10 protein-coding genes are annotated in these 15,004 nt (G+C 44.9%); 1 reads left to right on the top strand and 9 read right to left on the bottom strand.

The annotated features are described in order from the left end of the window. Window position 1 precedes the first annotated feature (1 nt). Window positions 2-466: a type VI secretion system lipoprotein TssJ gene (gene tssJ / locus ACRRSW_RS00730; RefSeq protein ID WP_432460625.1), complete on the bottom strand. Its 465-nt coding sequence runs from the start codon at window positions 464-466 to the stop codon at window positions 2-4. After that, entirely contained in the window at window positions 463-1,809 is a 1,347-nt protein-coding gene (gene tagH / locus ACRRSW_RS00725) for a type VI secretion system-associated FHA domain protein TagH (RefSeq protein WP_432460624.1), read from the bottom strand. Before tagH ends, tssJ begins: the two co-directional genes overlap by 4 nt. A 386-nt stretch (window positions 1,810-2,195) precedes the next feature. On the opposite strand from tagH, the gene ACRRSW_RS00720 reads away from it, so the two are divergent. After that, a complete protein-coding gene (locus ACRRSW_RS00720) occupies window positions 2,196-4,247 on the top strand; it encodes a serine/threonine-protein kinase (RefSeq protein WP_432460623.1) in 2,052 nt (683 codons plus the stop codon). 104 nt (window positions 4,248-4,351) lie between these two features. On the opposite strand, the gene ACRRSW_RS00715 is transcribed toward ACRRSW_RS00720, so the two are convergent. The 7 genes from ACRRSW_RS00715 to dmeF all read right to left on the bottom strand — a co-directional run bounded on the left by ACRRSW_RS00715 (window position 4,352) and on the right by dmeF (window position 14,945). Next, complete coding sequence (locus ACRRSW_RS00715) at window positions 4,352-5,794, bottom strand: efflux transporter outer membrane subunit (RefSeq protein ID WP_432460622.1); 1,443 nt, start codon at window positions 5,792-5,794, stop codon at window positions 4,352-4,354. Between the two features lies 1 nt (window position 5,795). Continuing rightward, on the bottom strand, window positions 5,796-7,736 hold the full coding sequence (locus ACRRSW_RS00710; protein WP_432460621.1) for a MacB family efflux pump subunit: 1,941 nt from the start codon (window positions 7,734-7,736) through the stop codon (window positions 5,796-5,798). Window positions 7,737-7,738: 2 nt separating this feature from the next. Beyond that, window positions 7,739-8,920 carry an efflux RND transporter periplasmic adaptor subunit gene (locus ACRRSW_RS00705; RefSeq protein ID WP_432460620.1) on the bottom strand — a complete coding sequence of 394 codons (1,182 nt, stop codon included), beginning with the start codon at window positions 8,918-8,920 and terminating at the stop codon, window positions 7,739-7,741. A 296-nt stretch (window positions 8,921-9,216) separates the two neighbouring features. Further along, complete coding sequence (locus tag ACRRSW_RS00700) at window positions 9,217-10,959, bottom strand: methyl-accepting chemotaxis protein (RefSeq protein ID WP_432460619.1); 1,743 nt, start codon at window positions 10,957-10,959, stop codon at window positions 9,217-9,219. A gap of 422 nt (window positions 10,960-11,381) precedes the next feature. Continuing rightward, window positions 11,382-13,130 (bottom strand): methyl-accepting chemotaxis protein, encoded by a 1,749-nt coding sequence (locus ACRRSW_RS00695; RefSeq protein ID WP_432460618.1) that lies wholly within the window; start codon window positions 13,128-13,130, stop codon window positions 11,382-11,384. 437 nt (window positions 13,131-13,567) lie between these two features. Next, window positions 13,568-13,984, bottom strand: a complete 417-nt coding sequence (locus tag ACRRSW_RS00690; protein ID WP_432460617.1) for a MarR family winged helix-turn-helix transcriptional regulator — start codon at window positions 13,982-13,984, stop codon at window positions 13,568-13,570. A 1-nt stretch (window position 13,985) separates the two neighbouring features. Then, complete coding sequence (gene dmeF / locus ACRRSW_RS00685) at window positions 13,986-14,945, bottom strand: CDF family Co(II)/Ni(II) efflux transporter DmeF (RefSeq protein ID WP_432460616.1); 960 nt, start codon at window positions 14,943-14,945, stop codon at window positions 13,986-13,988. Window positions 14,946-15,004: the final 59 nt, after the last annotated feature.

Below are 15,004 nucleotides of genomic sequence, written 5' to 3'. Positions count from 1 at the left end.
ATCATGGGTTACCAACAAATACGGCGAGTTCGCCGACATGAATATTAAAAGTTTTGTAATTGGTAGGATCGATTGTGACAACTTCTCGCCAACTCGCGGTGTCGATATCTCGATACGCAACTAAAACGCCGGCATAACGTACCCCAGGGGAAAGTGACAACTTATATTCAGACTGACTGCCAGGTTCAAATTCAAACTCAGTCTTATGAATCAAGTCTGGGCCTAAAACTTGGGCTGCATCATCATATAAAGCAAAAAAATCTTGGCTATCAAACAAGGTTCTTGAAGACAATTCGAAAACCTTCACCACCACAGGAGAAGCTCGCCCAGTAATATCGGGGTTAACATTTTTAGCCACACTAAATTGCAGTTTTGAATATGGTTCGACTACATAATTGGCTACCGTGCAGCCCAACATTGACATACTCAGCAGCATACTAAGTACTAATTTCCCTATTTTGCTCATCGTTGTCCCTTTTGGTCTATGCGCTTTAAAGTCGCCTCATAAGCCTTCGCAAAATCTTCCATATAGAAAGCATTGTTGTTTTGGCTAAATTCATGTTCTAAATCACTGTGTACCGAACAATAACGATTCCAGCTTTTATGCTTTTCAATTGCCGAATAATACTTCGCGATGCCCTGCGTATTGTGGACCTTCGACGCTATCGATTTGGGGTCAAGCAATTGCATGACACTCGCCACGGCCCCCTCAACACCGGAAAGCAAGGCGTATTCATGTCGCTCGAGATCAATAAAGGCTTCCTTTACCGCTCGTTCAGGAGGGAGAAACCCTGAAGTCTTACGCTGTAGTAAGTTATGAAGGGCGTCTTCAGCATTGGTTGAAAATTTCAATGGATTGTTTTCATTTTTACGAAAAGTCGTCTGGTTAATCCGAGTATTTTCTTTAAATGCTGCTCGATTATGTAAAGTGTTCATAATCCCATCGAGAGAGTCCCTAGTTATCCCTCCTAATTGATGCCACCAACGGATCGGATTTTCTTGAGAAATAAGATCGGCAGAAATGCCCATCCCTTCTAAAAAAGCACCAAGATGCGTCTGCTCATCAATCGAATTTGCTGAGAGTGGTGTTGCCGATGGACGAGACTGAGCCCGATCAATATCCGAAACAAAAGCTGACGTCAGCTTTTCTGCTTTGGCAACGCCAGCGTTGAGTGTCTGCGAATGGACTATTTTTGTATTAATAGGCTGTTCTTCAGTCACTTCAGGCTCAAGGCTTAACGATTTTTCAATCCTAGGATCGTTAGCAAATAAAGCATTCCAATCCTCTGGAATATTTGATGACGAATCTTGCGTCAGAGCTGAGGGCAAGATAAAAGCATCACTTAGATTGGCATTTAGACTGGAATCTAAACTGAGCGAGTTAGGAGCTGGCGATGACGGCTCAGCAAGAACGCCAAAATCTTCTGCAGCTACAGGCGCAGAGATTACTTTTTGAGTTTGCAAGTCCTCCGGTAAAGCAGACAAATTGACCGCTATTTCATAATCACCAATCGCCAAGATATCACCATCAACCAATTGATAAGGTTTATCTTTTTCGATGGGTTCAACCGAACGATTAACAAAAACCCCATTAGTTGAGGTATCGTAAAGCCAAAATACCCCCTGATTGAACTCGACCCTAGCATGACGGCTAGAGATCACTCTTTCTGGATCAGGTAAACACCAAGAGCATTGACTCGCCCGCCCAATCGTCAGTACCGATTCCCCTGAATCACTGAAGAAATGTTTTTTTTCTTCCACGCCAGAGGTAAACCTGTGATAACTCATCACAGATAAACACAAATCCATAATCTTCCGTCCCCTAGAAGCATTCTCTTTTACTTTGAGTAGAACCCATCAACCCAAGATAACTAATGACCAAAATATCATTACAAAAAAGAGGCCGTATTATTACACTCAAGGAATAATTTAATCAATAAAAATAAAAAACTTTTTATAAATATAAATTAACTAGAATTTTACTAGTGATTATATTGTTGTTAATGTAATTTAAATTATTTAGACTGAAAGAACTGAGAGGACCGACTCCCAATAAGGAAAACTCAGTAAAGATTGGCATCATACTCCACTGATAATATATTGGTTATTAGTGGCAATAAAAAATAAACTCATTTATATGACAAATTAAATAAATCACCATAACAAAATTTGGTTAAATTATATACGGCGGCTTCATGGATGATTCAAGTAAAAAACATACTGACAAAAAATTAAAAGACGAAACCAAGGTCGGTCATACACAAATATATCAATCGAATAACCTAGCAGACTCAAAAATCCAAGAAAGCGAAACGTCCAACAGCAATGACTGTAAAATGATCAATCGGGTGATCAAAAAACGTTATCAAATTGAAGGTCTGGTAGGACACGGTGGGATGTGTGATGTCTATCGAGCGAAAGATTTATTACTTGAAGCGGCTGGTGATAGCCAGCCCTATGTTGCGATTAAACTGCTACAGAAAGAGTTTCATAACCAGCCCGACGCAGCTCGGATCCTGATCAGAGAAGCCAGAAAAACCCAGCGTTTGAGTCATCCAAATATCATTAGGGTTTATGACTTTGGAGTTGACCAAGAAGACTATTATTTGATCATGGAATGGCTAGACGGACAAACTCTAGATGAAATAATTAAAAGTCACCGTCCTCATGGACTGCCTTTCAAGAGCGCCCTTGCTTTACTGAAGCAATTACTATCGGCCCTAGGTTATGCGCATAACAACGGTGTAGTTCATGCGGACCTAAAGCCTGGCAACATCATGCTGGCACGTGATGGAACCATTAAGATCTTCGATTTTGGCGTATCCCGAGCGCTTAATTTAAATGCAGATCAATATGCGGCTGACAAGCCAGAAGAAACCTCTCCAGTTAGTGGCTTTACCCCCACTTATGCGTCTCCAGAGTTATTGGCAGGCGCAACCCCCAGCATCGCCGACGATGTGTTTGCCTTTAGTTGCATCAGCTATGAATTACTTACCAGTAAGCACCCATTTAATCGCAAGCCCGTCAATCAAGCGGCAAAAGAAAATATATTCCCTGACAAGCCCAAGCATGTCTCCATATTACGCTGGGCAAGTTTAAAAAAAGGTCTAAAATTTAACATTAAGCAACGAACAACTGATTTAGCTACACTCGAAAAAGACTTAACCAAAAGCTATATAAACCCAACCCTAAGTGTTTGCTTGACCTTCGCTCTGATTGCCTCCGCAGGTGTGACTTATCAGCACTTACACCAACAGGTCCAACAGTCACAACTCGACTTGGCTTCGCGACAACAAATCGAACAAGCCAATCGTGAATTATTAGCACTAAGCCCACAACAATTTCTGCCGCTGTTAGCAACAATTACCGATCAACAAGCAATCCCTAAACAAGCCTTATTGCGTCAAAAGCAAGGCTTGGTAATTAATTACTATGAAAAAAAAATTGACAATCTGCTTAATAATAAAGGCATAGCTTATCCTGATTACTATGCCATTCAGTCTCTATTACAAGAGGTAAATCGCATCTATCCAGACTCTTACGCTCTTGCCCTAACCGCCAAAGATATCAATCAGGGATGGATGAGCACAGTGGAAGCACTCAGCCAACGTCTCAATACACATCTAGAGCAAGGTCGTTACCAACATAGTGAAGACGGTGATGATATCTACACCATCTACCGCGATTTAATGCAGGTTAGAACAGATTTTCAGTTTCAACCTAACCAGAAATCAGAGCAGGTATTCACCCAATTATTTGACAATGCGCGCGACAAGCTCGATGTAATCAAACTCGCTTCAATGATCGAAGCTGGCGAAGCCTTCTTTGGTAATAGCGAACAACAGCAGCAACGCCTTGCCCAAGCAAATGCCTTAAAGTCAGCAATTCAGCAAATGGCGGATTACCAGCAAGCCAAAGCCAAAAATCAACAGATTGACTTCCCCTACCATGCGGCTGAATTGGTATATCAACACCAATTTGATGACCTTCAGCAACGCATCAATAATATGAACCGAATCAAATCACTCGATAAGCTGGCTAAAGAAGTACGATCGATGGCGAAACAGCTTCCTAATGATTTCTCTTTGCTGGTACAGACTCGTCAACGTATGGCAAATAAATACTTACGCTTTTCCGACTACTTACTACAAAAACGTCGCACTAAAGAAGCCAGCGCAGTGATCAAAAAAGCACAAGATTTAATGACTCAAGTACAAGATGCCCGCGCCACTGCCGAGAATGCTTAATTAAGTAAAGTACTCGAGCTCGTAGCGCATTTTTGTTCGAGACTACAAACTTGTGACTGCAATAAGTTAAGCCGCCAGCGAGTAAAGCAGCTGCGGCTCAACAACTAAGACTTTATATCGCTCGATTTACCAGCTAACTGTGGGGCAATGTCACTTCCCCCTAAAGCTAAGTACAAGGTCGCCTGAGTAACAAACTGTTGGTAACGATTTTCCAGTAGCAAAGCCTCGGCGTTACGCAATTGTTCTTGCGCATCTAGCCAATCTTTAATCCCAACGGCACCATTTCGGTACTGACTTTGATAGATCCGCTCCACCTCTTTGGCGCTTTGATATTGCTCAATTAAACGCTGCCCTTGATATAGATACTGCTGGCGTGCCGATAATGCGTTATCAACATCTTCAAATGCTTGATAGAGAGTTTGACGGTATTGGACCACTGCCGACTGATACTGCACTTCGGATATCTGCTGATTAAGCTGCAATTGATTCCATTGTAAAAAAGGTAACGCTAACTCTGCTCCCAACGTCCCAATAGGGTTACGTAACAACTCTTTCAGCTGATTCGAAGAGCTACCTAGCGATCCCGTTAGGCTCAAGGCGGGCAAGTAACTCGCAGTGCTTGAGTCTTTGCCGGCCAAGGCTGCCTTCAGTTGATACAGCGCGGCCTTCACATCGGGACGCCGCACTAAAATATCAGCGGGAACGCCTTCGATCACCAAGGGCATCGGCCCTTCGGGTAATTGCTTTATCTGCAGTTGGTCCTCTGCAGGAGGTTGATTAAAAAGGATTGCCAAGGCATTTTGCGCCTCGTGAAGCTGTTGTAACCACTGGCTATGATTGGCTTGCAGGCTGGCCAGACTGCGCTTCGCCTCCAATACATTGAGAATGGTCACCGCCCCCGATTGGTACTGGGACTGAGTTAACTGCAAGGTTTGCTGCGCGTCTTTAATACTACCATTACTGAGACTAACACGCTGCTTGAGATATCCAAGTTGCCAATATAGTGAAGCGGTGGTGGCAACTAAACTTTGTGCGGTACTTTCACGATCTTCAGCACTGGCAATGGCTAACCAACGCGCCTGATCGATATCTGCCGCAACCTTACCCCACAGATCGACTTGATAACCCACCGAAATATTCGCCTGATAGGAGCCACTGCTGGCCCCATCATTGAAGTCTTTACTGCGACCAGCAGACAAACTCGAAGACAACTGAGGATAGAGTTGATCTTCACTCAAGCCAGCTTCTAAACGGGCCTTATGCAAGGTTAAAGTTGCCAAGCTTAAATTGTTGTTGGTCTGCAATACCTGTTCGATGAGTCGATCCAACTCAGGATTATTAAATTTCTCCCACCAACGATCTTGACTAAGCGAACGGCTAGCAAGCGTGTTTGTTGTCGCCTCACTTGGTTCGACTGCGTCTTGCCAAACTTGCGGCGTAAGCACCTCGGGTGGATGAAACTCACTGCGACTGAAATGAGAACAAGCCGTCAATAAGCTCATTGCGAGCCCAACAGTGCTGTACTTATACAACTGTGAATTCATCATGCTACTCCCTTGCCAGTGCATCAACGGGATCAAGTTTGGCGGCATTCCGGGCGGGTAAAAAGCCAAATAAAATACCTATTAAGGTGGAACAAGCGAAGGCTGCCACAATCGAGCTGGTTGAATATATCATCTGAAAACTACCGCCAGTAGACGCAAAAACAAACCCAATCAGATATGCTAGGCCGATACCAATCGCCCCACCGCACAAACAAACCAACACTGCTTCAATCAAGAATTGACGTAAAATATCGTTTTGACGCGCACCAACCGCCATCCGCACGCCAATTTCTTTGGTTCGTTCGGTCACCGATACCAACATAATATTCATCACACCAATGCCACCAACCACTAAAGAAATCACCGCAATAGCAGAAATTAATAGGGTCATGGTAGCGGTGGTCTTCTCGATATTTTGTCGGATGGTATCGGTATTAATGGTAAAAAAGTCTTGCTTACCGTGACGCATTTTAAGCAAGCTAATAATCCCTTGCTCGGCAGCATTACTGGGGGCAGACTGATCGATGCGCACCGTAATGCTATTGAGGTAACGCTGGCCAATCATCCGCCCTGCAACCGTGGTATAAGGTAACCATACTTTTAGCGAATCGCTATTGCCAAAAGCACTGGTTTTGGGCTGAGTGACGCCGATAATGCGGATCGGTAAACTGCCCAGAAACACCACTTGACCCAGCGGGGACTGGTCAGGAAACAACGACTTAAGGGTATTGCTATCGATGACCGCTTGTTGCGCTAAGGAATCGACACTGGCTTGATCCCAAAATTGACCCTGCGCGAGTTGATAACCCTTTACTCGAAAATACTCCGGCCCCACACCTTCCACGCTACCTGTTACCGCTTGATTCTCAAAACGAATGGTGACATTGGTACTTAAAGAAGGCGTCACGCTATCGACGAAAGATAGCTGTTTTAGCGCATCGGCATCGGCTGCGGTTAAGCTACGAACCCGACCCGAACGTCGGTCGCCAAAACCGCTACCCGGTCGAATATCAATGGTATTGGTACCCATCGAAGCGATATTTTTTAAGATGGCTTGTTGTGAACCAGCACCCAAGGCAACCACCGATACCACCGAAGCAATCCCAATAATAATACCTAACATGGTTAAAAAAGTGCGTAAGCGATGACTCGACATCGCTAACAGGGCCATCTTCAAGGCCTCTAAGTAGCGGTCCCAAGCAAACCACCCGGGCTTGTTCGTTGACATCACTTTAGCCAGTGTCGCTGTCGAACCAGCGCTACTGCGGCGATCACTGAGAATTTCACCGTCCTTGATTTCAATAATACGATCAGCAAATTGTGCCACGTGCATATCATGAGTCACTAAAATAATAGTATGACCATCGTGATGTAACTCGCGTAACAGCGCCATCATCTCTTCGCCACTTTGGCTATCTAGTGCGCCAGTGGGTTCATCCGCAAGGATCACATCACCACCATTCATCAACGCGCGCGCAACACTCACGCGCTGTTGTTGGCCACCGCTGAGTTGGCTCGGCTTATGGTCGAAACGGTCAGCCAGACCTAAACGGCTCAGTAAATCCTGTGCCCGTGCTTTACGCTCGACCTTATTCTTACCCGCATATATCGCCGGCACTTCAACGTTGGCCACCGCACTTAAATCGCTCAGTAAGTGGTAACGCTGAAAAATAAACCCAAAGTGCTCACGTCGCAGGGCGGCTAACTGATCTACATCCATGGTTGAAGTATCCTGACCTTGGATTAAATAACGTCCCTGAGTCGGCTTATCTAAGCAACCTAGAATATTCATCAAGGTGGATTTCCCCGAGCCCGAGGCTCCCACAATTGCGACCATTTCCCCTTTTTGGATCGATAAACTCACTTGCTTGAGAACCGTCAGCTGCTGCTCTCCAGCACTAAAAGAACGCGAAATGTTGGAGACTTCTAGTAAGGCTTCACTCATGACTAAAAACCCATTGGCGAACGACGGCGATTACCTGCGGCGTTACTCTCACCAGGAGCCCCCACAACCACTAACTCACCTTCATTTAAACCCCTAAGTATTTGGGCATGGATCTTATTGTTAATGCCCACTTGCACATCTCGATACTCCAGCTGCTGGTTCACCAACACCGGCACTTGATAGCGGCCTTTAGAACCCGGCTTTCTCTGTAGCACTTGAGCGGGAACCAGTAAGGTGTCTTGCGCCTTATCCAACACAATCGACACTTGAGCTGTCATGCCAATTCGTAAGGTATGACCGGGATTTTCCACTTCAAATAAACCATTGTAATAAATCGCTTCATTGTCACTGACACTCAGATCGCTATCATCACCATCCATTAAGGTAGGTCCAGGCTCGATGGCCTGTAATTGCGCACGATAGGGGTGTTTGGCTTGACCCAAAATGGTGAAATAAACGTCTTGGCCAGGATGCACATGAATCACATCCGCTTCCGAAATTTGCGCCTTCACGATCATGGTGTCGAGTTGTGCCAATTCGATGATGGTTGGAGTGCTTTGATTCGCATTTACGGTTTGCCCCTCTTCTACTGAGGTGTATACCACCGTACCAGCCATGGGTGCAGCAATCGTGGTATAACCTAAATCAACCTTGGCGCTATCTACGGTAATCGCAGCTTGTTGCTGCTCGGCTTTTAATTGCTCCAGATCAGCCTGATAGATGGCAAGATTTGCCTCTGCGACTTCATAATCCGCACGTGAGCTGGCATTATCGGCCTGCATTCGTTGTTGCCTTTGATACTCAAGTAAGGCCTGATGAATTTGCGCCTGCTTAGCACGATACTGCGCGTTAATACTGGCTAATGACGCTTGCGCTTGCTTCAAGGCATTTTGCTGACTCAGGCTATCAATTTGAGCAATCAATTGGCCCAGTGTAACTTCATCGCCAAGCCCAACAGCTAAGTGTTTGATTTGCCCGGATTCTTGCGCCCCAACATTGACTAGCTTGGCAGGGTGCAACATGCCGTTTGCCAATACGGTATTTTCAATATCACCGCGTTGTACAGCTTCAGTCACATAAGCGGGTTCGGCTTCAGGGCGAGAGCTGTAATAGAGCGATCCAACTGCTGCTACGAACAAAAACAGCACTAAAACCATCGATAAACGTTTCGCAAATTTTTTCATACTATTCAGACATCAAAGTTACAGCTAAAAATTTAGCCTGATAATTCAGCAGGTTATTTAGTATAACGATTTCATTTAAAAGAGGCAGTCTTACAAGTGTAAAGAAGCGTAAAGGTATCGCTGACAATAGCCGCCAGCGGCTAAAGATGATGCAATAGAAAATTGAACCTCGTCCGTTTAAACGCGAGGTAGTAATGGCGCGACCTAAACAGTATAACGAACGAACCGATACACTGAACTTCGACGCCACTACGTCAGCATGCTTCGCGAAAGCACACCGCTCCTAGTATGTAACCTTAACTGAGCTTAAATTGGCCCACCTGTGCTTCTAAGGCATGGTTGTAATCCGATAAGCCATTGGTACTGATAAGGCTCTCCTCTCCTCGTTCCCGCAGCGAATGCACCACGTCACCAATGGCAATCATATTGCGATTAATCTCCTCTGCCACCAAGCTTTGTTCTTCCACCGACGTCGCGATTTGAGTCGCCAAATCATTAATCTCTAACACCGCATTTGCCATCACATCCAATGAGCCCATCACCTGTGAAGTATTCTCGGCACTACTTTGACAACTGCGTTTTGTCGCTTCCATGCTATGCACGATATTTTGATTTCCACTACGCAAGGTCCCTAACATCGCATCAATTTGTTCGGTACTGTCGCGAGTTCGACCCGCCAATGCTCTCACTTCATCAGCTACCACCGCAAAACCACGTCCTTGCTCTCCTGCTCGGGCTGCTTCTATCGCCGCGTTTAATGCTAATAAGTTAGTTTGTGCTGCAATATCTCCTATCACCTTCAGCACTTCGCCAATCATTTGAGTATCTTCGGTGGTCTTTTGTACCGACTCCGACATCCCATCAACTTCCGTCACCAATTGATTCACACTTTCAACGGCTAACTGAACCACCTCTCGAGAGCGTTGTGCCTCTTCACTCGCTTGCTGAGTCAGCGAAGCCGTATCTGCAGCACTTTGCGCCACCGATTCCGAGGTCGAACTCATTTCAGTGACTGCTGTCACCACCTGTTCCGTCTCTTGGGTATGTTGATTTAACAACTCTTGGTTCGCGTTAACCCGCTCCGAGAGCTTGCTCACTTCTCCCGCTATTTTTTGCCCCGCTCCCGCAACTTCCAACATCATCGCTTGCAACTTCATGATGAAATGATTGATGTCTTCTGCTATTTGACCCAATTCGTCGTGGCTTTCCACCTGTAAACGCCGTGATAAATCACCATCACCTTGGGCCAAGTCGTGTACCAATTGACGTAAGGAATTAATCGGTTTAAACGCTAGTCGTAAGGCAAAAATACTCAGGGCCACAATAAATAACGAAGCAAGTAGCAAACTCAAGGTAATCGCATTGTTCAACCGGTTGGTATTGGCTTGAATAAACGCCGGGTCAATAAAACCCGTTAACTGCCACTGCTTACCATTCACGCTGATGGGCATCGGGATGGCTTCTAAATCGGCATTCTGTTGTTGCGGTTTATCGCTGTATAATTGCTCGCCATTGTCATCAACCAGTTCCATATAGCTACCGTCGATGGAAGAGTCCTGCAACAGGGCGACCAGATAACTTAAATCCAGATAGAAAAACTCACCATCCTTAGGGCTAATAATTTCCAACAAAGGACGCTGTTCTTCAAATACCACCTTGGTTGCAATATCTTGCCCTTTGGCCGCTTGCCATTGGTCGAAATACTGTTTGAGTGCATCCCCCTCTAGCATCTCTTCGTTAGTCGCACCAATTTGTGATGAGATCATTTTCAGCACTCGATAAAAACCGCTTTGCTCAGGTGCTGTTTTTACACTCAACAAGCCAACATCAATATTTTTAGCCAGCAGGATCTTGGCGTTAATATCTGAAGCTATCTTGTCTTGTACTAAGCGAAGATGAACCCGAATGTTAGTGCTATCTGAGCGATAAATATATTGGCTGATGTAGTGATTCACGCTGACATAAGAGGTAAGCAAAGTCACCGCTATAATCGCAACAAATAATGCTATCAATTTGCCCTTAAATGAAAAACCTTTCAAAGCTTTTACTCCATAAATACAAGGGCCCTGCGTTTAAGGGCAAACTGCTAGTCTATATATCAAAAAAATCTATTTCTTTGAGTCGATCGGCAGATTTACAATTTTTACGATAAAATACAAACAGTTAATGGTCATACCAGTGTGCAACACCCTTGACCTTTCCGAGACTATTTGGCAAACGTTATGGGTAAGTCAATGGGGGGGGATATACAAAAATGAGAAAATTTGGCCGATGCCCATGCCATACATCCGCGCTGCTGGTAGACATTTAACGGCTGATAAACAGGCACACGCCAATCAATCGACACCAACGACATGCTCTGAAAAGAGATAACATAGCTAAGGGGAAGTTCGTCGAAAATAGAACCAGTCATAGGCTATTTTCGACGAATGTAGCGAAATAAACGTTCTTAAACGCAGAATTAACTGAGCTTAAATTGGCCCACCTGTTCCTCTAAAGAGTGGTTAAAATCAGATAAGCTATTGGTATTTGCTAGGCTTTCGTCGCCACGCTCTCGGAGCACATGCACCACGTCGCCAATGGCAATCATATTGCGATTAATTTCCTCTGCCACCAAGCTTTGTTCTTCCACCGACGTCGCGATTTGAGTCGCCAAATCATTAATCTCTAACACCGCATTTGCCATCACATCCAATGAGCCCATCACCTGTGAAGTATTCTCGGCACTACTTTGACAACTGCGTTTTGTCGCTTCCATGCTATGCACGATATTTTGATTTCCACTACGCAAGGTCCCTAACATCGCATCAATTTGTTCGGTACTGTCGCGAGTTCGACCCGCCAATGCTCTCACTTCATCAGCTACCACCGCAAAACCACGTCCTTGCTCTCCTGCTCGGGCTGCTTCTATCGCCGCGTTTAATGCTAATAAGTTAGTTTGTGCTGCAATATCTCCTATCACCTTCAGCACTTCGCCAATCATTTGAGTATCTTCGGTGGTCTTTTGTACCGACTCCGACATCCCATCAACTTCCGTCACCAATTGATTCACACTTTCAACGGCTAACTGAACCACCTCTCGAGAGCGTTGTGCCTCTTCACTCGCTTGCTGAGTCAGCGAAGCCGTATCTGCAGCACTTTGCGCCACCGATTCCGAGGTCGAACTCATTTCAGTGACTGCTGTCACCACCTGTTCCGTCTCTTGGGTATGTTGATTTAACAACTCTTGGTTCGCGTTAACCCGCTCCGAGAGCTTGCTCACTTCTCCCGCTATTTTTTGCCCCGCTCCCGCAACTTCCAACATCATCGCTTGCAACTTCATGATGAAATGATTGATGTCTTCTGCTATTTGACCCAATTCGTCGTGGCTTTCCACCTGTAAACGCCGTGATAAATCACCATCACCTTGGGCCAAGTCGTGTACCAATTGACGTAAGGAATTAATCGGTTTAAACGCTAGTCGTAAGGCAAAAATACTCAGGGCCACAATAAATAACGAAGCAAGTAGCAAACTCAAGGTAATCGCATTGTTCAACCGGTTGGTATTGGCTTGAATAAACGCCGGGTCAATAAAACCCGTTAACTGCCACTGCTTACCATTCACGCTGATGGGCATCGGGATGGCTTCTAAATCGGCATTCTGTTGTTGCGGTTTATCGCTGTATAATTGCTCGCCATTGTCATCAACCAGTTCCATATAGCTACCGTCGATGGAAGAGTCCTGCAACAGGGCGACCAGATAACTTAAATCCAGATAGAAAAACTCACCATCCTTAGGGCTAATAATTTCCAACAAAGGACGCTGTTCTTCAAATACCACCTTGGTTGCAATATCTTGCCCTTTGGCCGCTTGCCATTGGTCCACATACGGGCGCAGTTGTTCATCTTCTTCCAACATCTCTTCGTTAGACACCCCCATGTCTTCCGAAATTAGCTTCACAATCCGATAAAAGCCGCTTTGATCATGAATTTGTTTAACATTCACCAGGCCAACATCAATATTTTTAGCCAGCAGGATCTTGGCGTTAATATCTGAAGCTATCTTGTCTTGTACTAAGCGAAGATGAACCCGAATGTTAGTGCTATCTGAGCGATAAATATATTGGCTGATGTAGTGATTCACGCTGACATAAGAAGTAAGCAAAGTCACCGCTATAATCGCAACAAACAAAGCAATCAACTTCCCTTTAAATGAAAACGTTTTCAACATAGTAACTCCATTAACTTACCTCGCGAGAGGCTGCTGAATAATTTTAGATATCTTCAAGCCTGCGCAGCATTGAATGCCTTTGCCATAACTCAGTAAAACGCCAGAACTTCATGTCAAGCAAGCCTAGCGCAGTACAAACCGATTTAGTTATAGAACTAAGTATAATCTCAAATTCCAAATAGTCAGTTTTATAGCCATAAAGAAGGCAGTTACAACAACGACTACCCTATTGATATTTATATAGGAAAATAGTAATGAAAGATAAGAATTGCACTCTAAGGGGATTGACAAGGCAAGTGCAAGCGAAAGTTCATGAATACGCAAACTAGCTCTCAACTCATCACAAACGGCTTGCAAATATGAGAGAGCCTTGTTATTTCGACCTGACTTTAGTGAAGCGGTGAAGCGCTCAATTGAAACAAAACCACTCACCAGACTTAAAATTCACGATTCATTTTTTGCATGCTATCGATTAAGGCCTCTAGCTGTGGCGCGTCGATATGACGAGTTAAATCCGTGACTAATTCAAGATGGCGTTGGTTATGATACTGATGGACCTGCAAACCCTGTTCGGATAAAGCCACCACAATAGCCCGCCGGTCATCTTGTTGTGCGCGTCGCTCAATTAAACCAGCGGTTACTAATTTATCTACCTGCACCGTCAGCGTCCCCGTGGTAATGGCCAATTTCTCAGCCAATTCTTTCATCCGCATGGCCCCATGATTACCCAGCACCTCAATAGTATGCACCTGAGCCAAGGAGTAAGCACTCTCTTTAACCACCGACAATTCCCAAGAAGAAAACTTGTCGTAAAACTCGGTCAATAAATGATTAAGGGTGGTTAGGGATTGCATGTCACGCTCCATGGCTCACTTCAATAGTTAGATGATGGATCTTATCAAATTGGGCTAAGCGCTGCTTGTATTCACTTAAAGGCCGTGGCGATGGGCTAATAATTGAAATCGCTGCACAATAATGATCGGCACTCACTCGCCAAATATGAATATCGCTGACCTTGTCCCCTCCTAGCTCCAAACAAGCAAGAACTTTTTGCTGATAGACTTGTGCAATATTCGCATCCAGTAAAATTGGACTGGTTTGCTTAATCAAACCCCAAGACCATTTACTGATCACCAAAGCGCCCACCACACCAATCACCGGATCGAGCCAAGTCCAGCCAAGATATTTACCAATAAATAACGCAGCAATAGCCAACACCGAAGTAAGGGCATCCGCCAGAACGTGCATATAAGCGGCTTTTAAATTGTGGTCCTGCGGATGAGAACCTTGACGGTCGTGGTCGTGGTCGTGGTCGTGGTCGTGGTCGTGGTCGTGGTCGTGGTCGTGACCATGATGATGCCCTTCTTGTAATAACAACATACTTGCAAGATTAACCAACAAGCCAAGCAGTGCCACACCAATAGCTTCGTTAAACTGAATTGAAAGCGGGTTAAACAAGCGTTCTATCGATTCTACCGCCATTAACAACGCCACCATCCCTAAGGCGATAGCGCTACTATAACCGCCTAATACACTCACCTTACCGGTCCCAAAGGAAAAATCCGGATTATTCGCATGAGTACGCGCATAACGGTAAGCAAACAGCGTAATCATAAAGGCGGCTGCGTGGGTACCCATATGCCAACCATCAGCCAACAAGGCCATCGATCCAAATAGGCTTCCAGCGGTAATTTCTAACAACATGGTCACCACGGTGAGAGCTAACACATAACGCGTCCGACTCTCACCTTGAGGACTATGACTAACAAAGGCCCGACAACGACGTTGAGTAGCAGGATCAGACTGATGCAACATTTTGTTTTAACTCCAAATTATTTGAAATAAATAATATTTGATAATCAAACTATTTGTCA

Origin of the sequence: Agarivorans sp. QJM3NY_25, assembly GCF_050870875.2 — a bacterium.
In the GTDB taxonomy this organism is placed as follows: domain Bacteria; phylum Pseudomonadota; class Gammaproteobacteria; order Enterobacterales; family Celerinatantimonadaceae; genus Agarivorans.
This window is presented reverse-complemented; position numbering and strand designations above follow the sequence as displayed.

Coding starts and splice junctions, on each gene's coding strand:
- tssJ (WP_432460625.1), bottom strand. CDS start 466: ATGAGCAAAATAGGGAAATTAGTACTTAGTATGCTGCTGAGTATGTCA.
- tagH (WP_432460624.1), bottom strand. CDS start 1,809: ATGGATTTGTGTTTATCTGTGATGAGTTATCACAGGTTTACCTCTGGC.
- ACRRSW_RS00720 (WP_432460623.1), top strand. CDS start 2,196: ATGGATGATTCAAGTAAAAAACATACTGACAAAAAATTAAAAGACGAA.
- ACRRSW_RS00715 (WP_432460622.1), bottom strand. CDS start 5,794: ATGATGAATTCACAGTTGTATAAGTACAGCACTGTTGGGCTCGCAATG.
- ACRRSW_RS00710 (WP_432460621.1), bottom strand. CDS start 7,736: ATGAGTGAAGCCTTACTAGAAGTCTCCAACATTTCGCGTTCTTTTAGT.
- ACRRSW_RS00705 (WP_432460620.1), bottom strand. CDS start 8,920: ATGAAAAAATTTGCGAAACGTTTATCGATGGTTTTAGTGCTGTTTTTG.
- ACRRSW_RS00695 (WP_432460618.1), bottom strand. CDS start 13,130: ATGTTGAAAACGTTTTCATTTAAAGGGAAGTTGATTGCTTTGTTTGTT.
- ACRRSW_RS00690 (WP_432460617.1), bottom strand. CDS start 13,984: ATGCAATCCCTAACCACCCTTAATCATTTATTGACCGAGTTTTACGAC.
- dmeF (WP_432460616.1), bottom strand. CDS start 14,945: ATGTTGCATCAGTCTGATCCTGCTACTCAACGTCGTTGTCGGGCCTTT.